The organism is Paenarthrobacter sp. AT5, assembly GCF_032764245.1.
Taxonomy (GTDB): domain Bacteria; phylum Actinomycetota; class Actinomycetes; order Actinomycetales; family Micrococcaceae; genus Arthrobacter; species Arthrobacter ureafaciens.
This window is the reverse complement of the sequence record NZ_CP136441.1, coordinates 4,111,824-4,131,212: the sequence shown is the minus strand read 5'-3', so window position 1 is coordinate 4,131,212 and position 19,389 is coordinate 4,111,824. Positions and strand designations below refer to the sequence as shown.

The 19,389-nt window shown below is 64.6% G+C and carries 18 protein-coding genes and 1 riboswitch; of the genes, 10 read left to right on the top strand and 8 right to left on the bottom strand.

Annotated features, from left to right (window positions below):
* The first annotated feature begins 23 nt into the window (after positions 1-23).
* Genes RI444_RS19220 through RI444_RS19210 form a run of 3 tightly spaced genes read left to right on the top strand, consistent with a single transcriptional unit; the run spans position 24 to position 2,976 of the window.
* The gene (locus RI444_RS19220) at positions 24-644 is read left to right on the top strand and encodes an ECF transporter S component (protein ID WP_021474061.1); all 621 of its coding nucleotides are present in this window, start codon (positions 24-26) and stop codon (positions 642-644) included.
* Complete coding sequence (locus RI444_RS19215) at positions 644-2,185, top strand: ABC transporter ATP-binding protein (RefSeq protein WP_207605456.1); 1,542 nt, start codon at positions 644-646, stop codon at positions 2,183-2,185. The genes RI444_RS19220 and RI444_RS19215 overlap by 1 nt, the downstream gene beginning before the upstream one ends.
* The gene (locus RI444_RS19210) at positions 2,182-2,976 is read left to right on the top strand and encodes an energy-coupling factor transporter transmembrane component T family protein (protein ID WP_021474063.1); all 795 of its coding nucleotides are present in this window, start codon (positions 2,182-2,184) and stop codon (positions 2,974-2,976) included. Before RI444_RS19215 ends, RI444_RS19210 begins: the two co-directional genes overlap by 4 nt.
* 4 nt (positions 2,977-2,980) lie before the next feature.
* On the opposite strand, the gene RI444_RS19205 is transcribed toward RI444_RS19210, so the two are convergent.
* Positions 2,981-3,583 carry a GNAT family N-acetyltransferase gene (locus RI444_RS19205; RefSeq protein WP_021474064.1) on the bottom strand — a complete coding sequence of 201 codons (603 nt, stop codon included), beginning with the start codon at positions 3,581-3,583 and terminating at the stop codon, positions 2,981-2,983.
* A 47-nt stretch (positions 3,584-3,630) separates the two neighbouring features.
* Complete coding sequence (locus RI444_RS19200) at positions 3,631-5,766, bottom strand: penicillin acylase family protein (RefSeq protein ID WP_207605457.1); 2,136 nt, start codon at positions 5,764-5,766, stop codon at positions 3,631-3,633.
* 102 nt (positions 5,767-5,868) lie between these two features.
* Here RI444_RS19200 and RI444_RS19195 point away from each other — a divergent pair, with 102 nt between their 5' ends.
* Positions 5,869-6,597, top strand: a complete 729-nt coding sequence (locus tag RI444_RS19195) for a siderophore-interacting protein (RefSeq protein ID WP_021474066.1) — start codon at positions 5,869-5,871, stop codon at positions 6,595-6,597.
* Positions 6,598-6,724: 127 nt separating this feature from the next.
* Entirely contained in the window at positions 6,725-8,248 is a 1,524-nt protein-coding gene (locus RI444_RS19190; RefSeq protein ID WP_316963841.1) for a UDP-N-acetylglucosamine 1-carboxyvinyltransferase, read from the top strand.
* Between the two features lie 23 nt (positions 8,249-8,271).
* On the opposite strand, the gene RI444_RS19185 is transcribed toward RI444_RS19190, so the two are convergent.
* On the bottom strand, positions 8,272-8,793 hold the full coding sequence (locus RI444_RS19185; protein WP_139126926.1) for a hypothetical protein: 522 nt from the start codon (positions 8,791-8,793) through the stop codon (positions 8,272-8,274).
* Between the two features lie 219 nt (positions 8,794-9,012).
* Between RI444_RS19185 and RI444_RS19180 the strand changes: the two genes are divergently transcribed.
* Complete coding sequence (locus RI444_RS19180) at positions 9,013-10,224, top strand: glutamate--cysteine ligase (protein WP_021474069.1); 1,212 nt, start codon at positions 9,013-9,015, stop codon at positions 10,222-10,224.
* Positions 10,225-10,278: 54 nt separating this feature from the next.
* On the opposite strand, the gene RI444_RS19175 is transcribed toward RI444_RS19180, so the two are convergent.
* From RI444_RS19175 to RI444_RS19160, 4 genes are read right to left on the bottom strand one after another with little or no spacing between them, the layout of a single operon-like run.
* Positions 10,279-10,881, bottom strand: coding sequence for a hypothetical protein (locus RI444_RS19175; protein ID WP_021474070.1), 603 nt, complete (start codon positions 10,879-10,881; stop codon positions 10,279-10,281).
* Positions 10,882-10,890: 9 nt separating this feature from the next.
* Entirely contained in the window at positions 10,891-12,099 is a 1,209-nt protein-coding gene (locus RI444_RS19170) for an O-succinylhomoserine sulfhydrylase (RefSeq protein WP_021474071.1), read from the bottom strand.
* Positions 12,100-12,102: 3 nt separating this feature from the next.
* Entirely contained in the window at positions 12,103-12,513 is a 411-nt protein-coding gene (locus RI444_RS19165) for a rhodanese-like domain-containing protein (RefSeq protein WP_021474072.1), read from the bottom strand.
* Positions 12,510-12,776, bottom strand: a complete 267-nt coding sequence (locus tag RI444_RS19160) for a DUF1737 domain-containing protein (protein WP_021474073.1) — start codon at positions 12,774-12,776, stop codon at positions 12,510-12,512. The genes RI444_RS19165 and RI444_RS19160 overlap by 4 nt, the downstream gene beginning before the upstream one ends.
* 12 nt (positions 12,777-12,788) lie before the next feature.
* Positions 12,789-12,902: riboswitch (SAM riboswitch) on the bottom strand.
* A 166-nt stretch (positions 12,903-13,068) separates the two neighbouring features.
* Here RI444_RS19160 and RI444_RS19155 point away from each other — a divergent pair.
* The 4 genes from RI444_RS19155 (at position 13,069) to RI444_RS19140 (ending at position 17,590) form a co-directional block, all read left to right on the top strand.
* On the top strand, positions 13,069-14,397 hold the full coding sequence (locus RI444_RS19155) for an NtaA/DmoA family FMN-dependent monooxygenase (RefSeq protein ID WP_062098211.1): 1,329 nt from the start codon (positions 13,069-13,071) through the stop codon (positions 14,395-14,397).
* A 2-nt stretch (positions 14,398-14,399) separates the two neighbouring features.
* The gene (locus tag RI444_RS19150) at positions 14,400-15,953 is read left to right on the top strand and encodes an aromatic amino acid ammonia-lyase (protein WP_207605459.1); all 1,554 of its coding nucleotides are present in this window, start codon (positions 14,400-14,402) and stop codon (positions 15,951-15,953) included.
* Positions 15,947-17,008, top strand: a complete 1,062-nt coding sequence (locus RI444_RS19145; protein ID WP_062098207.1) for a PLP-dependent cysteine synthase family protein — start codon at positions 15,947-15,949, stop codon at positions 17,006-17,008. Before RI444_RS19150 ends, RI444_RS19145 begins: the two co-directional genes overlap by 7 nt.
* A 99-nt stretch (positions 17,009-17,107) precedes the next feature.
* Complete coding sequence (locus RI444_RS19140; RefSeq protein ID WP_021474077.1) at positions 17,108-17,590, top strand: carboxymuconolactone decarboxylase family protein; 483 nt, start codon at positions 17,108-17,110, stop codon at positions 17,588-17,590.
* Between the two features lie 213 nt (positions 17,591-17,803).
* Here the strand turns inward: RI444_RS19140 and RI444_RS19135 are convergent, their stop codons facing one another.
* Complete coding sequence (locus tag RI444_RS19135; protein ID WP_207605460.1) at positions 17,804-19,306, bottom strand: amino acid permease; 1,503 nt, start codon at positions 19,304-19,306, stop codon at positions 17,804-17,806.
* Positions 19,307-19,389 lie beyond the last annotated feature (83 nt).

Below are 19,389 nucleotides of genomic sequence, written 5' to 3'. Positions count from 1 at the left end.
CCTGTAACCTCAGGAGGCTAAGAATGACCACGTCAAGCGTGAAGAAGGCCGGCAACAGCTGGCGCGTTGTAGACATTGTGGTGGCGGCGCTGATTGCCATCGCAGGCGGAGTGATCTTCTGGGCCTGGTCCCAGGGCGCCGCACTCGTATCCGTTCCCATGAATGCTGCTTATCCGCCCCTCACCGGCCTGATCGCCGGTGGGTGGATGATCCCGGCCGTACTGGGCATGCTCATCATCCGCAAACCGGGAGCAGCGCTGTTCTGCGAAGCGGTCGCAGCAACGGGTGAGCTCATCATGGGGTCCCAGTACGGCACCACGGTCCTGATCTCCGGCATCCTGCAGGGCCTCGGAGCGGAACTGATCTTCGCTGCTTTCCGCTACAAGAAGTTCAACCTCCCGGTGGCCCTCCTCGCGGGTGCCGGGGCAGGACTGTTCTGCGGCCTTAACGATTCCTTCATGCCGTGGGGCTGGAACATCGCCTACGAAGCCGTCGACAAGCTGGCCTACATCGCCTTCACCACCGTTTCGGGTGCAATCATCGCCGGGGCACTGTCCTGGGTGGCCACCCGCGGGCTCGCGTCCACGGGCGTCTTGAGTTCCTTCGCTTCCCGGAAAGCCGCGTCAGAGTCAGTCTTCAACTGATGGGACCGGCACAGGTACGGCCCGCCGCCATCTCCGCCAACGGCTGGGGCTGGCGGCATTCCGGCCGGACGGTAGCAGCCATCCAGGGGCTGGACCTGCAGATCGAACCCGGGGAACGGGTTCTGCTGCTGGGGCCGTCCGGCGCCGGAAAATCGACGTTCCTGCACGCCCTGGCCGGGGTGCTGGGTGATGAGGAAGACGACGCGGACGAGACCGGTTCCCTCCTCATCGACGGTGCGGCACCTCGCGAACAGCGGGGCCGGGCCGGGCTCATGCAGCAGGACCCGGAAACGCAAGTAGTCCTGTCGCGCGTGGGCGACGACGTCGCTTTTGGAGCTGAGAACCTTGCCGTGCCCCGGGACGACATTTGGGCCCGGGTCCATGAAGCGCTCGACGACGTCGGGTTGCGTACCGCTGCCGGCGACGGCCTCGCGTTGGACCATCCGACGGCGGCTCTTTCCGGCGGACAGAAGCAGCGCCTGGCGCTGGCCGGGATTCTGGCGATGCGGCCGGGGCTGATCCTGCTCGATGAACCAACGGCGAACCTGGACCCGGCAGGCGTGCTGGAAGTCCGGGACGCAGTTCGCCGCTGCCTTGAAAAGACCGGTGCCACGCTGGTTGTGGTGGAACACCGGGTGTCCGTATGGAAGGACCTGGTTGACCGCATAGTGGTCCTCCAACCGGGCGCGGCCGGTGGCGGAGTGCTGTTGGACGGCCCTCCCGATCAGGTGCTCGCCGAAGCCCGGAGCATGCTCATCACAGCCGGAGTCTGGGTCCCGGGATATGTGCCCCGTACCCGCACCAGGACCACCGCTGAGGGGCCGGCGGAGTTGCTCCTCGCAGCAGAACACGTGGCCGTTTCCCGTGAAAAGCCGCGGCGGAGGGGTTTCAAGAGCATCCCGCCCATCCCGGTCCAAGCCGGTGTGTCTGCCCAGGTTCGGGCAGGACGGGCGTTGACCATCACTGGCCCCAACGGCGCAGGGAAGTCCACCTTTGCGCTCACGATGGCCGGCCTTCTGGCGCCGGTGGCAGGAAAGGTCTCTGCCGCCGTCGAGCTTTCCGAGGGCGCCGGAATCGATCCCTTCAAATGGAAGGCGGATCAACTGATTTCCCGGATCGGGACGGTGTTCCAGGAGCCTGAGCATCAGTTCGTCACGGGCAAAGTGATGGATGAGTTGATGTTTGGGCCCCGGCACCTCGGCAGGGGTGAGGAGCGGGTGGACGAACTCCTGGAGAGGCTCCGTTTGACGCACTTGGTGGACGCGAATCCCTACACGCTGTCCGGCGGCGAGAAGCGGCGGCTTTCCGTCGCGACCGTCCTGGCCGCCCACCCACAGGTCCTGGTGCTTGATGAGCCTACCTTCGGGCAGGATGCCAACACCTGGGCGGAACTCGCGTCGTTCCTGTCCGAGTTGCTGGACCAGGGCACGGCCGTTGTGTCCGTCACCCACGACGAGGAATTCAGCGCAGTGCTGGGCGGCATGGAGTTGCGGCTGGACCCGGCCACAGAAGCTGCCAGGCAGGAAGCGGGTGCCGCATGAGGGATGCGCTAAGCCTCACCGGAAACAACGCGGTGCTGACCAAGGCCAACCCCCTGGCGAAGTTCGTCGCCGTCTTCCTGATTTCGATGGTCCTGGCCTTGTCCATCGACTGGGTATCGGCATCGATCGCCCTTGCCGCCGAACTCGCACTGTTCCCGCTGGCCGGGCTGACCTTGCGGCTCTTGTGGGTGCGGGCGTGGCCGCTCATCATCGCAGCCGCAATTGGCGGGTGGAGCACGGCGATTGTCGCTGCGGACAGCGGGGCCGTACTGCTCGACGTCGGACTGTGGTCCATCAGCGAAGGTTCCCTTGAGTTGGGGCTGGGTTTCATGCTCCGCGGCTTGGCGATCGCCCTCCCCGCGATCCTCCTGATGACCTGCACGGACCCCACCGACCTTGCCGACGCGCTGGCTCAGAAGGCCCGCCTCCCGCACCGGTTCGTGTTGGGATCGTTGGCTGCGATGCGGCTTGTGGGGCTGATGGCGGAGGAATGGCAAACCATTGGCATGGCCCGGCGCGCCCGCGGCGTGGGATCGCAGGGAAACCCGGTGCAGCGGCTCAAAGCGACCCTTGGTCAGAGCTTCGGGCTGCTGGTCCAAGCTGTCCGGCGGGCGTCGCGGCTGGCTGTGACCATGGAGGCCCGGGGCTTCGGAGGAGCGCAGCGCACGTGGGCCCGGGAGTCCACCTATTCAATGCTGGACGTTTGGGTCTTGCTGGGAGGGGTGCTGATTGCCGCCGCGGCTGTGTTGGCCGCCTTGGGCGCAGGCACGTGGAGCTTCGTCTGGCGCTAGGGGTTCAGCGAGTGGATTGCTCCGCTTGGATTTGTTCGAAGCCGGCCCGCGTGAGGAAGCCGAGCTGGGCTTCCTTTTCTTCGAGCTGGATGATCGGACCCAGCTCGAAGCAGGTCGCCTCCAGCCGTCGAAGCGCCTTGGCGTTCCTGGCATCGGGCTCCACTATGATCCGGTCCTTTCCGGGCACCGAGAACATGTACTTGATGAGGGACGTCGCAAGCCGCGGGGTGAAGTGCGGAATCGGCCGCGTCGCGGGAGCGAGCAGCAGGTGCATGCCGATGTCCTCCTCGCGCGCAGGGTAGGCCTCACCCACGGGATCGTGCAGCGGCTCGTACGTCTGGAACAAAGCCAGCGGCTCCCCGTCCAGGATCACCAGGAAGGCATGGTGCGTGTCCAGGGAGTCCAGGAACTCGTAGATTCCCTGGACTTCCTCGCGTGATTTTTCGGTCATGCCCCAGAACCTTGCCCTTGGCTGCGAGACCCACTGGTGGACCAATTCGATGTCTTCCGAAGGAATGAGCGGGACAATCCGCAACGAACCCCAGCCCGGGAGTTCTTCTGCGTAGATGGTCTGGCGGACGGCAAAGTCCTCTGTTGAGGTGGTCATTCATTCTCCATTTGGTTTGTGTGTGGCGTGCGTGCCGGAAGCAGCTGTCAGCGCGTTTCGTTGCGAAGACGGCCCCAATCCGTGATCACGGGAATGAGTTCACCCTCGGCCCAGAGGGGGAGTTGGTCGGCAAAATGGGGGCTGTCCGGTCTGCCGGAGGCGCCGAAAGGGACCACCCAGCGGCTGTTGCTTCGCTCGGCAAGGTCCCAGACATAACGGGCGACAGGTCCCCGGAAGCTGCGGTCGTCAACACCGGGAAGGCTCTCCGTGCAGAGGACGCATCCGGTGTCCCCGCTGAGCGCACGTGTTGGTGCCGAACCGGTGAGGTCTCCGGGTAGCACATGGACCGCCAGAAGCTGATGCCGGTCACCCCACGTGCCGCGGTTCTTGCTTGAATCCTCCAAGGCCCTATCCTGCGCCGCATCCGCAAGGGCCGCAGCAGCCTCAACAGGCACCGATATCCCCAGTTCGCCGGCGCGGACCGTCAGGGTTTCGAGCGCGAAACCCACCCGGGAACCTATGGAGAGCCACGGTCCGAACAAGGGCGAAAATCCCGTCGGCCCGGCAAGGGCAGATAAGGCAGGATGCCTGACCATCCTTTGGACGAGGGCACCCCGCCACGCTGCGAAGCACGCCGCCAGATGGCTCCCGGCGTCCATCCGACCGTCCCATTCGAGAAGCCTGGCATGGAGGGACGACGCCTCCGGGGAAAGATCATCTGCATCGAGGGCCGCCAAGAGTTTCCGGAAGTGTGGCCACGGCCCCAGGTACGTGTCCGAGTGAATGGCCCGCATGTGCTCCGCCGTCAAGGGTTCCGAGGCGGCCTCCAAGAGCTCGCGGATCTTCCGCGCCCGGTGTTCCGGAGCGAACTCCAAGGCTACGGAGTCTCCACCGCCAGCTGCGCGATCGTTGGCGCTGACGGCGAAACGGCGGACCTCGGTGCGGGGAAGAGCCACGTACTGCTTGTCCCATCCGTGACGGGAAGAGAAGCCCGGAACAGGCAAGCGACGGTTTGCAGGATTGCGTTGCGGAACCAGGCCGGCCACGAATTGTCGTACGGAGCCATGGACGTCTGCTGTTATGACACTGTTGACGGGTTCCACCCATGAATCGAATGCAGCCTCCACATCTGCCACGCTCCGGCTCCGCAACAGCGGAAGGAGGGATTCGAAACCCAGCCGCCCTTCAACCGACGCGGGGAAGCGCAAACTCAGCGCGCCGCCGTCGGGCGTTTGTGAAATAACGGGACCGCGGGGCGTCTGGAGGACTTCCACGCGGACCGGCTCGCCGCCCCGCACGGTGATGGTTTCGACGCCGGCCTCAACGACCTCCCAACCCTTGGGGCCCCGCGCGAGCACCCGCTCGGCGGAGGCCCCACGGCCGGGGAGCCGGCGGAGGTGTTCTTCAAAGAGATCCTGGTAGTCGGCCATGGCATTGGTGATGGCCCAGGCGGTGTGACCTGTGTGCGCAAAATGCGGCAGCCCGGGGATACCAGGGAAAGCGAACCCGACGGCGTCGAACTCCGGGCAAGCCAGGCGCACCTGCTGGTACACGCCGGGCAGTTCCATGAGGCGATGGGGGTCGCCGGCCACCAGCGGAAGCCCGCTTTCAGTGACGGATCCATGTGCAGCCCACGCGTTGCTGCCCGACCATACCGGTGCCTCGATGCTGAACAGGTCCACTGCCTTGGCGCCAAGGGTACGGGCGACGTGGGCGCGGAACAGCTTGTTGGGAAAGGTGGAGAACAGGATGTGGTGAACGAGGAAAACTCCCAGCGGGGTCCAGGGATTCCACGGTTCGGCCGCAGCGCCGGCCCGGTCGAATTCCGCGCCGCTCCGCAGGCCGTCCGCCAAAGCCTGGTTCACGCCGTCCACATATTTCCCACACCAGCGGCGGGTGGCCTCGTCCAACCCTTCAAAACAGCGCTGCGCAGTATGGTCCAGTCGGGCCTGCCGGGCGAAACGGTCCCACTCAAGGACCGCGGATCCCAGGAGCTCGGCCGTCCGTCCTTCGGAGCGCCAGCGTTCCAGTTCGATCTGCCAGGACCTGTCCGCTGCCGCATTGAAGCCTTGGAGGAAGGCCAGGTCATCGGCACTGTCAGCCCACAGGTGGGGGATGCCCCACTCGTCCCGGTAGATCCCGGAACCTTCTGCGGGCGGGTTGTACGTCGACGCTGGCGTCATAGTTCGGGGACTGCTTTCGAGCTTAGGTTAGGCTTACTTAAGTTCAAGATAGGCGGTGCGGCCGCCTTCTCAAAATCCCTGCCATTCATGAAGGAGTGTTGCTTGAAGCGGAGCTGGGAAGGCATCGTCCTCAAAGCGATGGGTGCCAAGGACTTCATGTTGGAGGTCATCGGGCGGGAAGAAATCAGCCCTGACTTCCTCCGCGTCAACGTCAAAGACGGTGGGCTGCTGATGGACTCCGAGCTGCACCCCACCATGTGGATCAGGCTGTGGTTCGACGACGGCGGAAAGGGTCATCAGCGCGCCTACACCCTGGTGGATCCGGATGTGCGGGCCGGAACTTTCAGCATGGACTTCGCCATGCACGCAGGTATCGCGGCCGACTGGGCCCGTACGGTGCAGCCCGGCGCCACCATCGAAGCGACCGTCCAAGGCAGCGCCTTCAATTTCCCGCAGCCGGCGCGGCGCCTTTGGATCGTTGGCGATCCCGCCTCGATCCCGGCCATCAACTCGCTCTTGGACGCACGTTCCGACGTGGGATCCACGGCGCCGGCGCACCTTTGGCTGGAATTCCAGCACGACGCCGATCCTTCCCTTGAGGTCCGGACGACGCCAAGCGATGCTGTTACCTGGATTCCCCGCAAGCGTGACGGAGCGGCCCTGGCGGAAGAAGTCTGCTCGTCGCTGACTGCAGAAGCCGTTTCGCCAGAGGAGGACTTTTTCTGGGTTGCCTGCGAGGCCTCCAGTGCGCGCGCCATTGCCAAACACCTGCGCAAGGTGGTGGGAGTGGATAGACGGCGGATCGACGTCCTTGGGTACTGGAAGGCCTGACCCCCGCACCTTGGCCGACAGTCCGCCGTCGAGCTTTATATCGCACCGCCCGGGTATGGTGTGACCTTAACCGCTGAATCGGCGTTTTGTGCGGGCCTTCTAACTCACTTGTGATATTTCTTGGGTTATGACCCAACCTACTGCCGAACACGTTGGCCTTCTGCTTCGCGACGCCCGCAGCGAGAAGGGCTGGACCCAAGGACAGCTGGCCGCCGAGCTGGGAACCAGCCAGAGCGCCGTGGCCCGCATGGAGCAGGGCAAACAGAACCTGAGCCTTCGAATGATTGAACGGCTTGAGGCCATCTTTGGCCGTTCCATCGTCAAGGTGGGCCGTCCCCAGATGACCCACCTAAGGGTTGAAGGCGGGCGGACGTTATCCGGTGCCGTTGACGTCAACAGCAGCAAGAATGCCGGCGTGGCCCTGCTGTGTGCCAGCCTGATCAACCGGGGAACCACCACCCTGCGCCGTTTGGCAATGATTGAAGAGGTCAACCGGATCGTCGAGGTCCTGACGTCCATCGGCGTCGAGTGCACGTGGCTTAATAACAGCGATCTGCGCATCCGCCGTCCCGAAGTGCTGGATCTCGGCACCATGGACGTCGATGCAGCGCGCCGGACCCGCAGTGTCATCATGCTGTTGGGACCGCTCCTGGACGAGACCGACGAATACCTGCTGCCGTATGCCGGTGGCTGCGATCTGGGGACCCGCACCGTTGAGCCCCACATGCAGGCGCTGCGCGAATTCGGGCTGAGGGTCGAGGCGAAGTCCGGGTTCTACTCCGTAGCAGCCCCGCCGGCCGACGGCGAAGACCGCTCGTTCGTGCTGACGGAACGCGGCGATACCGTGACCGAGAACGCCATCATGGCTGCCGCGCACCGTGAGGGCACCACCGTTATCCGCAATGCCAGCCCCAACTACATGGTCCAGGACCTGTGCTTCTACCTGCAGGGCCTGGGCGTGGGGATCGAAGGCATTGGCACCACCACGCTGCGCATCACCGGCCGGTCCAGCATCGACGTGGACATCGAGTACTTCCCCTCCGAGGACCCCATCGAGGCGATGTCCCTTATCACTGCCGGCATCGTCACCAACTCCGAGGTGACCATCCGGAGGGTGCCCATCGAGTTCATGGAGATCGAGTTGGCCACCTTGCAGCAGATGGGCCAGGAGCTGGAGATTTCCGGCGAATACAAGGCACGCAACGGACGTACCCGTTTGGTGGACGTCACCACCAAGCCATCCGAGCTCCGCGCCCCGCAGGACAAGATCCACCCCATGCCGTTCCCGGGGCTGAACATCGACAACCTGCCCTTCTTCGCCGTGATCGCCGGCAATGCAGAGGGCCAGACCATGATCCACGACTGGGTCTACGAGAACCGCGCCATCTACCTGACCGAGCTCAACAAGCTCGGCGCCCAGGTCCAGCTCCTGGATCCGCACCGGATCTACATCAACGGCCCCACCAAGTGGCGTGCCGCCGAGATTGGCTGCCCTCCGGCCCTCCGTCCGGCGGCGTGCGTGCTCCTTGCGATGCTTGCCGCCCGCGGAACGTCGGAGCTCCGCAACATCTATGTCATTGAACGTGGCTATGAGGACCTCGCCGAGCGGCTGAACACCATCGGCGCCAAGGTGGAGTACTTCCAGGACTAGGCCGGTCCCTCAAATTTGCTGGATCATTCCGGCCTCGGCCCTCGGGGACCCTGCCATTCCGGGGCTTCGCCTGCGGTCAGGTGCGAATGATCCAGCAAATTTCTGCTCGTCCACCCAAATGGCGGGGTCTTCCCCTGGCCAGGAAGCCCCGGATTTCCGCCATGACGTGCTCCGGCGAGTTCCAGATCTGCTCCGGGGCGTACTTCCACGGAGGCAAGGGGAAGACTGGCCTCCGGACCGAAGCGGAGACCGCCGTGCCGCACGAAGCCGTGCCCTCTGCCGTGCCTGGTGGCTAAGTGAAGCTTTGCCGGTGTGGTCTTGAGCCAGAGACCGTACCTGAGGGCTGCGCTGGCACATGTCAGGTAGCCGTTGTTGGAAACCGCCTTAAGGACAGCAGGGTCAGCCGACGGTATGGCCCACAGACCATGCCTGGGCTGATAGGCACCTGCGAGCTTGCGGATATCGGCGGGGGTGTACCCGTTGGCCCGGAGCAGCCCGATCTTGGCGACTCCGCCCACCGATGTGAGGAATTCAAGCGCATCCATAGGGCCAGCAAGCCACGATCGACGCCCCGCCAGGAGTGGGCGGGGGCCTTATGTGGATAGCCCGACGAGAAATTTGCTGGATCACTCCGGCCTTGGCCCTCGGGACCCCGCCATTTTCGGGGCTTCGCCTACGGTCCGGTACGAATGATCCAGCAAAATTGACGGACCAGGTGGCGGCGGGGTTTGCGGCCGCGGCTATCGTGGGGCGCAAAATGGAGCATGCGTACTTTCGGGGTGGAGGAGGAGCTGCTCATCGTCGATCCCGTGACGGGTCAACCTCTGGCCCTCGCGGATGCGTTGATCAGCGGAAGAGGGCAACAGGACGGGACTTCCGAGGGCGACGGTTCAGGGCTCAGCCACGAACTAAAGCTGGAACAGATCGAGACCCAGACCCGGCCCTGCCATAGCTACGACGAATTGCTGCATCAGATCAGGCGGGGCCGGGCCTTGGCAGACCAGGCCGCCCGCAAGCACGGGGCCCGCGTAGCCGCACTTGCCACTTCGCCCCTCGCTTCCACCCCGCACACGACGCCCAACCCCAGGTACGCGGAGATGCTGGAGCGTTTTGGACTCACGGCGTACGAACAGCTGACGTGCGGCTTCCACGTGCACACCTCGTTGGAATCGCCTGAGGAAGGCGTCGTAGTCCTGGACCACATCCGGGACAAGCTCGCTGTCCTGACCGCCATCAGCGCCAATTCTCCCTACTGGCGCGGACAGGCCACCGGCTTTGACAGCTACCGGACCCAGGCCTGGAACCGCTGGCCAACGTCCGGGCCGTCCGCTGTGTTCGGTTCCCTGACCTCCTATCGGCGTATGGTCAAGCGGCTGTTGGAGACGGGCGTGCTGCTGGATGAGGGCATGATCTACTTTGACGCCCGCCTCTCCCGGGACCACCCCACAGTGGAGGTCCGGGTTGCCGACGTCTGCCTGCGTTCGGAGGATGCGGCCTTGATTGCCGTGCTGGTGCGGGCTTTGGTGGAGACGGCCACCCGGGAGATGCTCGACGGCGTTGAACCCGCCTCGGTGCCGACGGCGTTGTTGCGCATGGCCAGTTTCCAAGCCAGCAACATGGGTTTGCGCGGTGACCTTCTTGACTTTGGCGAATTCCGTCCCGAACCGGCCACAAGCGTGGTGTGGGCGTTGATGGAGTACTTGACCCCCGTGTTGGCCGAGCAGGGCGAACTGGAACTGGTGAAAGCAGGCTTAGCGGACATCCTGAAGCGCGGAAACGGCGCCCATCAGCAACGGGAAGCTGCGGCACGCTTCAACAGCCGCCAACGGGATGGCCAAAGCCCCGCAGGGAGTCCGCCCAGTGTAGAGGCGTTGGGTGCCGTGGTGGGGCATGCCGTCAAAGTCACCGTCTCCGGCACACCGGGAGGTGCCATCAAGGATCCCGATCCCGTGCTGGCACGCGTCCGCCGGGCCTAGGAACTCCGCACTACGGGACCTCAGCCAACCGCGGGAACTCAGCACTGCGGGAACTCAACCAACCGCGGGGTCGCCCGCGGGAGGCTCCGGATCCCACACCATCAGGTACCCTCCCACAGTCGCCTCCGTAACGTAGAAGACGAACGGCGGAATGTCCTTGGCCTTGAGCAGGATGCCGGCGAAAAGTACCGCAGCACTGCTGGCCGTCAGCCCCACCCAGCGCTCTGCCGGCGATCGCAGCAAGCCGGTGCCGAGGGCGGCCAGGCCGGCGATGTGCAGCCATGAGTAGCCCAGGAACGGAACATTCGAGCCGCGACGATACGCAAACCGTTCAAGGTCCGACGCCCTCCGGGACAGGCTGTACACAAACAGCGGAGCTCCGGCCAGGAGCGCCGCAGCCGAGGCCTCTACCCAGTGCTTGGCCTTGGCGTCAGGCATGGCCCGTGCCAAGGCGGCGAATCCAATCGGCACGGCCGCGGTCCCGGCTGCGGCCACGTGGTGGCCGGTCACCCATCCCCGCTCACCCCGCAGAAGCAGCCTCAAACGCTCGGCCGGATCGTGGGTGGTATAGACGCGGGGCACCGGAGATATTCCCGCCAGCCACACGACCGAACCCGCAACAATGACAGCCCCCGCGCGGCGGTATGGATGCCTCATGGCATGAGATTAGACCTGTTTGAGGGCCTTCTCCAGATCCAGGATGAGGTCGTTGACGTCCTCGAGCCCAACGGACAACCGGACCACGCCGTCGGAGAGCCCGATGGCTGCACGGCCTTCGGGTCCCATGGCCCTGTGGGTGGTGGTAGCCGGGTGGGTAATGAGCGACTTCGAGTCGCCCAGGTTGTTGGAGATGTCGATGACCCGCAACCCGTCGAGCAAAGCGAACGCGGCTTCCTTGGCGGAGCGGCCGGACGACGGCGAAAGCTCGAACGTCAACACGGTACCGCCGGCCTTCATCTGCTTGGCGGCCAGCTCATACTGCGGGTGGGATGTGAGCAAGGGGTATTTGACCCAGTTGATCGCAGGCTGATCTTCCAGCCATTCGGCAATCTTCAGCGCAGAGGCGGAACTGTGGTTCACCCGCAGGCCCATGGTCTCCAGGCCCTTGGTCAGCACCCACGCGTTGAACGCGGACAATGACGGCCCGGTGTGCCGCATGAGTTGCTTGACCGGGCCTTCGATGAACTCCTTGGTGCCCAGGATCGCGCCGCCCAGTACGCGGCCTTGGCCGTCGATGTGCTTCGTGCCGGAGTACACAATGACGTCGGCGCCGAGCTCGCCGCAGCGCTGGAGCAGGGGAGTGGCAAAGACGTTGTCCACCACCACTGTTGCCCCGGCGGCGTGCGCGAGCTCGCTGACGGCTGCGATGTCCACGATCTCCTGCATCGGGTTGGAGGGGGACTCGAAGAACACCGCGGTGGTGGGCTCGGAGAGGGCAGCGCGCCACTGGTCCAGGTCGGGGCCGTCTACGAACACCGTCTCCACGCCCCACCGCGGCAGGATCTCGTTGAGGATCACGAAGCAGGAGCCAAAGAGCGAGCGGGCGGCAACCACCCGGTCGCCGGCGCCCAGCAAGGCACCAAGGGCGGTGAAGACTGCGGACATGCCCGACGCCGTCGCGAAGCAGGCTTCGGTGCCTTCAAGGAGACGCAGCCGCTCCTGGAAGGTGGCAACGGAGGGGTTGCCGTAGCGGGAGTAGACGAATCGTTCGTCTTCTCCGGTGAAGGCGCGCTCGGCAGCTGCAGCCGACTCGTAGACGAAGCCGGAGTTGAGGAAGACGGGCTCCGCCGTTTCCTGGAAATTGGTACGGTCAAGGCCACCGCGAACGGCTTGGGTGTCTGGATTCCAGCCGGCGGCGTCAGGGTTGAAAGTCACTTCTTATTCGTTTCCAAGGTTGGTTGGCAGGCCGCGGTTTTTCCAGCCGTTGACGGTTCGTTCGCCGTAACGGTCCGGTTCACCTTCGAAGCCTTCGAGGACGTTGTAGGCGGTGAAACCTGCCTGGGTTGCGGCGATGGCCGCAGCAATGGAGCGCTGGCCGGACCGGCAAAGGAACACAAGCTCAACGCCGTCTCCCTCGGGTGCCTGTTGCTGCAGGTCTTCGATGAAGCGGGAGTTCGGGACGCCGCCTGCAAGGTTCCACTGGATGAACAGGGGATCGTTTTCCGTGGCCTTGGTGTCGGGGATGCCGATGTGGGCCCACTCGCCCTCGGTGCGGACGTCCACCAGGATGGCACCGTCCTGCAGCTTCGCCCAGGCATCCTGCGGGGTCAGGTCTCCGGCGTAGCTCATGCGTGGCCCTCGAATGCTGCCTCGTCCTCGTAGTTCTCCAGCTCATCCACGGCATTGGCCACGGCGGCATCCGCGCTGGCGACGGCGGCAGGCAACACCACTGCCTGTGCCACGATGACGTCCGTTCCGTTGAAGGTGGCCGACGGGCTGCCATGCAGGACGTAGCCTTCAGCGAGGGCGTTGCTGATCCGTTCGCAGAAGTCCCGGGTGTCCGGGCCCGTGATCAAACGGTAGGAAAGTCTCTCTTCGATGGGTTCAGGCATTAATGTGCTCCTCAGTCACGCTTGCAGTTCGAAGTGTCGAATACGCCGAGTAGTCACCTGAGGCACCCCGCCGCGGGAGAGGGTTGCCGACCAGCAAGTCAGGGCTTGGCGCTGGTACTCATTACTCAAGAAGAAAATAACATCCGCGGCCGTTGCGACGCATGTGGCGGGTGTCCCGCCGTCGTCATGTTGCGTAACCGGACCGGCCGCCGGGACTGGACCATTTAAGACGTCACGGGAGCATAATTGACGCAATACGACCCCCTGTAACTTCGCATGAAATCAGGTCGCGGTGAACGGACAGAGCAGTTCTACACTCAAGCCCATGCTGCATTTCGGATGGTTCGTGGGCCATGGATTCGGTGTCCAGGGCTGGGGGACTCCCGGCTACAGCCTTGGCTATGACTGGAAGAAGCCTGCGCTCTACCAGGAGGCGGTCAGGGCTTTTGAACGGTCGGGGCTGGACCTGTTCATCATCGAAGATTCACTCACCGTCCCGGACACGTACGGCGGCACCGCGGAAGTGTCGCTCGCGCACGCGTCCTTCGCTCCGAAGCACGATCCCTTGGCCCTGGTGCCGTACCTGCTGTCCGCGACGGAACACCTCGGCATTGTGCCCACCATCAGCGCGTCCTTCTACCCGCCTTTCACCGCGGCCAGGCTCCTTGCCACCCTGCAGCATTTCTCCGAGGGCCAACTCGGCTGGAACGTGGTGACCTCCGGCAGCGACCTCGCCGCGCAGAATTACGGACTGGACCAGCAGATCGAGCACGACCTGCGTTACGAGAAGGCGGAGGAATTCGTCGACGTCGTCCGGCGGCTTTGGCGGAGCTGGGAACCGGACGCCGTGCTGGAGGACGTGGAGGCAGGCCGGTTTGCGGACCACACCAAAGTCCATCCCATCAACCACGACGGGCAGTTTTTCAAGGTCCGGGGTCCGCTGAATACGGCACCCCTTCCCGAGGAACCCGTACTGGTGCAGGCCGGTGCATCGCCCCGGGGCAAGGCGTTCGCGGGTGGCCACGCCGACGTCGCAATCGCCCTGGCCCGGGGCGTCGACGGGATGAAGGCCTACCGCGATTCCATCCGTGCCGAAGCCGCAAATGCAGGACGGAATCCCGACGACGTCAAGGTACTTTTTGTCCTCAAGCCCACCGTGGTGGGGTCTGCTGCGGAGGGGGAGGAACTGCGGGCACGGCGCAAGGAGCTGACGCAGCGGGACATCGACAGCCAGCTCAACTCGATCTCCTACCTTTCGGTGATCGACTTCAAGCAATTCGACCTCGATCAGCCCCTCCCCGAGCTGAGCACCAACAGTAACCAAGGAACGCTGGAACACTTCGCCAAAGCGGCTCCTCCCGGGTCCACGCTGCGGCAGATCCTGCAGGCCCGCAGCGGCGGCGCCGGTGATTCGATCATCGGGACCGCCGGAGAGATCGCCGACTACCTCGAGGAGACGGGCGAGGCCGTGGGCGGTGACGGCTTCCTGTTTTCCGGGTTCGTCGATCCGGTGACGGTGCATGGGGTCCTGGACAAACTGACTCCCGAACTTCGTCGCCGCGGCCTGCTGAGGAAAAGCTATGGCAACGGCGGTTTCCGGCAGAATCTCCTGGATTTCTGACCATGTTTCCGGAGTCGAAGGTGCTGCTGATCGGGACGGCGCCAGTGCATGCAGAAAGCATCGCCATGGCGGCGGCGGACGACTCCTGCCACGTGAAACTCAACCATGATGCCCTGACTTTGATCGGCCGTTCACGGGAAGTCGTGGAGCACGTGGCGGCCTCCGGCGAGCGGGTTTACGGCCTCAACACCCTCCTGGGGTCCGGCCGCGATACCGCTGTTGAGGAAGGCTCCATCCTTGCCTACCAAGTGCAGGTGGTCAGGTACCACAACAGCGGGGTGGGACCCTACCTGAGCCGCGCCGAAGCACGTGCCGTGATCCTCGCCCGCCTGGTCGGATTCAGTCGCGGCGGCTCCGGCGTCCGGCCCGAAACAGCCCGCTTCTACGCCGACCTCCTGAACCGTGGCGTCCACCCCGCCATCCCGGCCGAAGGTTCGGTGGGCTCTTCCGACCTCACCCAACTGGCCGCCGTCGCCGCCGTCGCGATCGGTGAGGGAGAAGCGCTTGACGCGTCCGGCGTCCTGGTGCCCGGCGCCAAGGCCCTCGCGGACGCCGGACTTCAGCCCCTCACGCTCCACGCCGGTGAGGCCTTGGCCCTCGTCAGCGCCAATGCCTATTCGGTAGGTGCCGGCACCCTCGCCTTGCTGAGGTTGCGGCATGTGGCCCGGCTTGCGGACGTCGCGCTCGCCCTCTCCCTGGAAACCATCGCAAGGTACGACGGCGGCGGCAACCTCAGCCCCTTCTCGCCGGCTATCCAATCGGCCAAGGCCGTGGACGGCCAACGGGAATCGGCCGCCGCCGTCCGCCGCCTGTTGAGCGGCGGGTGGCTGGAAGATGTACGGCCGGAAGTTTCCGTGCAGGACCCCCTGTCCTTCAGGGCTGCGCCTCAGACGCACGGGGCGTTCAGGGCCTCGGTGGGGCAGTTGGCGGCAGCGTTGGACGTGGAATTGAACGGCAGGGGTGACAATCCGCTGGTGGACCTCGAATCGGGGCAGATGGTCTCCGGGGGCAACTTCCAGCCGATGCAGCTGGCGTTGGCCTTCGAGGGCTTGCGCTTGGCGCTCGCCCACGTGGGCATTCCGAGTGAACGCAGGATCGCCAAGCTCTACCCGCCGCAGCGTGCCATCCGGGCGAAGCATCTTGCCGCCGCGGCCGGGTCCGGCCTGGTGCAGGAAGAGTTGCCGGGGCTGCTGTGGTACTCGGCGGCCGGGCTCCTCGCCGAACTGAAATTCCTGGCAGCGCCGGCCACCCTTGGCGCACCCACCTTGTCCGCCGACGTCGAAGACCATTCAACCCTCGCGCCGCTCGCCCTGCAGCAACTGGAGGAATCCGTGGACGCCGTGGAGAAGCTGCTCGCCATTGAGGCCCTGACGGCGTCCTATCTGCTGCTCGAAGCGGGAGCTGCGCAGCCGCTGGGCAAGGGGACCGCCGCCGTCGTTGGCCGCCTTGCCGACGTCCTTGCAGACCGGCCGTCCGCCCCGGAACTGGTGGAGCACGCGCGGCGGGAGCTTCGGATTGTTGTTGACGGACTCCGGCAAGGTGGAAACGAATGGTGACGACGGCACATCGGAAGCACGGCGCGCATGCTGCAACTGTCCCTGCCGATGCGCTGGACGCCTCCGTGCTGGAGCGGGTAGGGAACACCCCGCTGGTGAAGCTCGAAGCCCTGGGCCGCGGGTTGGGCAGCAGCATCCACATTAAGCTTGAGTCGGAGAATCCCGGCGGATCCATCAAGGACCGGACGGCCTTGAGCATGGTCCGGGCAGCCGAACGGTCCGGCGAGTTGAAGCCCGGGGCCACCATCGTGGAGAGTACGTCGGGCAATACGGGGATCGGCCTCGCGCTGATCGGGCGGCTCACCGGGCATCCGGTGGTGGTGGTCACCGGCGACACCATTTCCTCGGAAAAACTCGCCGCCTTGCACAGCTACGGTGCGCGGGTGATCCTGACCGATTGGAGTGCGCCGTCCGAATCCCCGGAGAACGCCCGGGCCGTGGCTGCACGCGTTGTGGAGGGGACCCCCGGAGCTTGGCGTCCCATGCAGTTCGACAACCCGGCCAACCCCCTGGCGCATTACCGGACCACGGGACCGGAAATCTGGGAACAGACCGGGGGCGCCGTAACCCACTTCGTGGCGGGCATCGGCACTGGCGGGACCATCAGCGGCAACGGGCGGTACTTGAAGGAACGGGTGGCGAAGGAGCGGCCGGGCGGGCACGTAGAAGTGGTGGGCGCCGATCCCTACGGCTCCGCCTACAGCGGTGGCCATCCCGGCGAAATCCTGGTGGATGGCGTGGGGAACTCATGGCCGGCCGCGGAGTGGCCCAAGATCTTCGACCGCTCGATCGTTGACCGATTCCTCCGCATCCCCAACGACGAGGTCTACACAGTGGTGCACCGGCTTCTTGACGAAGAGGGCCTGTCCTTGGGGCCGTCGTCGGGACTCACTGTGGCAGCGGCCTTGCGGGTGGCCAGGGCGGCGCCCCACGGTTCGGTGGTGGTGGCGATAGCCCCCGACGCCGGCACGAACTACCTCAGCAAAGCCTTCAACCCGCAGTGGCTGGCTGAGAACCACATCCGCCTCGCGGTGGACATCGTCCCCGGCGAGTGATCCCTCTATCACGTCCCGCCGGTTTTTGGCGGCGCTCTATCACGTCCCGTCGGGTTTTGGGCGGCGCTCTATCACATCCCGTTGCGCTAGGCTCCAAGCATGCCCGAACAGGAGACAACGCCGCGCCTCGCCGGCTATCTGGACAAGCAACAGCCGGACCTCTACGCCACGTTGACGCACTACTCGCAGCAGTTAGTGGATGAAGCCGACCGGGTGGGGATTCCGCGGAAGACCTTGGAACTCATCAACTACCTGTGTTCGCAAATCAACGGATGCGCGTTTTGCCTGGACCTTCATCACCGGCGGGCCTTGAAGTACGGAGAGACGGAGCAGCGGTTGTCCCTGGTTGCCGTCTACAGGGAAGTGGGGCTGTTCGAGGCCGCAGAGGTCCTGGCCATGAAGATTGCCGAGCAGATCACCCGAATGAGCACCTCCAGGCCCAGCGCCGAGCTCTTCGCTGAAGCCCGGGAGCACTATTCGGACGAGCAGATCAGCGTGATTTGCATGGCAGCAATCGGCATCAATGCCTTCAACAGGCTGTCCATACTGAGCGAGCATCCGGTCCGGGTGGCCAAGAAGTAGCTGTCCAGGCGTACCTCCACGACCCTCTTTGGGCTCACTAGGCGCCGCTAGGCCGGGTTTTCCCGGCGTGTTGGGCCTCCGCCGTCTCAAAGTGGGTGGTGGCGGCACACCCTGCCGAGGCTTCGAGGGCTTTTAGATAGAGATTTGCAGACGAAAGCAGCCCCCGTGCAACCAATGAAGGTTGCTCGGGGGCTGCCCTGGTTCCAAATGAGGTCAGGAGCCTACAGAGGCCTTGCCCTCGACCGCTCGGGGGAGCCGCCGGCGTCGTCCGTACTTGAAGTAGAAGACGGCGTAGCAAGCACCAACGAACGGGATGCCGAACAGCAGCGCTGCAACCTGGTTGGGATCGAAGGCGATGCCCACCAGGGACACAACGCACAGCGCAAACGCGAGGATTGGTACCAGCGGGAACAGCGGAGCGCGGTAGGGGAGCGAGGAGAGGTCGCCGCCGTTCCGTACGAAGGTCCGCCGGTAAACGAAGTGCGAGGCCACGATGGACATCCAAACGCCCACGGTTGCGAAGCCCGCAACAGAGACCAACACAAGGTAAACAGTGGCGGGTGCCACGACGCTGCTGATCAACGATGCCAGCCCGCCCAGCATGCTGACGCAGAGTGCGACCATGGGGATACCGCGCTTGGTGAGTTTTCGGAACGCCTTGGGCGCATGGCCCTCGTCGGCGAGGGAGAACAGCATCCGCGCACAGGAGAAGAGGCCGCAGTTGCCGGCGGACAACAACGCTGTGATGATCACGAAGTTCATGACGTCCGCAGCGAACGGGATGCCGAGCATGGAGAACACCGTCACGAACGGGCTTTCGTCAACGCTGACCTTCTCGTAAGGGATGGTTGCTGCGATGACCAGAATCGCCCCGACAAAGAAGATCATGAGCCGGATGACCGTGGTGCGCATGGCCTTGGGGATGTTCTTGCCCGGATCCTCGGTTTCACCCGCAGCCACACCGATCAGTTCCGAACCGGAGAAGGCATAGAACACGGCCAGGCACGTTACAAAAACGCCGGTGAAGCCGTTGGGGAACAAGCCTTGGGAGGTGGTGAAGTTCTCCGTCAATGACGGGTAATCGCCCTGCGCCAGCGGGTGGAAGCCCAGCAAAGCGGCGCCGCCCAGGATGATCAGGCCGACGACGGCGGCAACCTTGATCAGCGCGAACCAGAACTCCGATTCGCCAAAGACACGCGATGAAATCGCATTGAGGGTGAAGAGGACGGCGGCGAAGATGAAGCACCAGATCCAGACGTCGACGTCCGGGAACCAGCGCTGCATGAGCAACCCGGCTGCTGTGAACTCCGATCCCAGGGCCACCGCCCAGCAGAGCCAATACAACCAGGCAGTGGCGAAACCGGTGGCGGGCCCAATGGTCCGCGCTGCATAAATGTGGAACGCGCCTGAGACGGGGAACGCAACGGCGAGCTCCCCGAGGCAGGCCATGACCAGGTAGACCACCACGGCGCCGACGAGGAAAGCGATGACGGCTCCCAGTGGTCCTGCGGTGGCGATGGTGTAACCCGAGCTGACAAACAGGCCCGAACCGATGACGCCGCCCATGGCGATCATCACCAGGTGGCGGGCACCCATGGAACGGCGAAGGCCTTCGGCGGAAGACCCTCGATCCGATGCATCAACGTCTGAAGGCCTTCTGTCCGACGACGCGTCGGTGGCCGATCCCTCGGCATGTGTTGGGGAGCTGAGTCCCATATTCCCTCCGGAAAGTTAGCCGGCAAACTCTAAAAGGTGGTGCAAGGAGGAGGTGATCCAACTAACACGAGAACAAGGTTCAT

Coding starts and splice junctions, on each gene's coding strand:
- RI444_RS19220 (WP_021474061.1), top strand. CDS start 24: ATGACCACGTCAAGCGTGAAGAAGGCCGGCAACAGCTGGCGCGTTGTA.
- RI444_RS19215 (WP_207605456.1), top strand. CDS start 644: ATGGGACCGGCACAGGTACGGCCCGCCGCCATCTCCGCCAACGGCTGG.
- RI444_RS19210 (WP_021474063.1), top strand. CDS start 2,182: ATGAGGGATGCGCTAAGCCTCACCGGAAACAACGCGGTGCTGACCAAG.
- RI444_RS19205 (WP_021474064.1), bottom strand. CDS start 3,583: ATGACCACCTCAACAGAGGACTTTGCCGTCCGCCAGACCATCTACGCA.
- RI444_RS19200 (WP_207605457.1), bottom strand. CDS start 5,766: ATGACGCCAGCGTCGACGTACAACCCGCCCGCAGAAGGTTCCGGGATC.
- RI444_RS19190 (WP_316963841.1), top strand. CDS start 6,725: ATGACCCAACCTACTGCCGAACACGTTGGCCTTCTGCTTCGCGACGCC.
- RI444_RS19185 (WP_139126926.1), bottom strand. CDS start 8,793: ATGGATGCGCTTGAATTCCTCACATCGGTGGGCGGAGTCGCCAAGATC.
- RI444_RS19180 (WP_021474069.1), top strand. CDS start 9,013: ATGCGTACTTTCGGGGTGGAGGAGGAGCTGCTCATCGTCGATCCCGTG.
- RI444_RS19175 (WP_021474070.1), bottom strand. CDS start 10,881: ATGAGGCATCCATACCGCCGCGCGGGGGCTGTCATTGTTGCGGGTTCG.
- RI444_RS19165 (WP_021474072.1), bottom strand. CDS start 12,513: ATGAGCTACGCCGGAGACCTGACCCCGCAGGATGCCTGGGCGAAGCTG.
- RI444_RS19160 (WP_021474073.1), bottom strand. CDS start 12,776: ATGCCTGAACCCATCGAAGAGAGACTTTCCTACCGTTTGATCACGGGC.
- RI444_RS19150 (WP_207605459.1), top strand. CDS start 14,400: ATGTTTCCGGAGTCGAAGGTGCTGCTGATCGGGACGGCGCCAGTGCAT.
- RI444_RS19145 (WP_062098207.1), top strand. CDS start 15,947: ATGGTGACGACGGCACATCGGAAGCACGGCGCGCATGCTGCAACTGTC.
- RI444_RS19140 (WP_021474077.1), top strand. CDS start 17,108: ATGCCCGAACAGGAGACAACGCCGCGCCTCGCCGGCTATCTGGACAAG.
- RI444_RS19135 (WP_207605460.1), bottom strand. CDS start 19,306: ATGGGACTCAGCTCCCCAACACATGCCGAGGGATCGGCCACCGACGCG.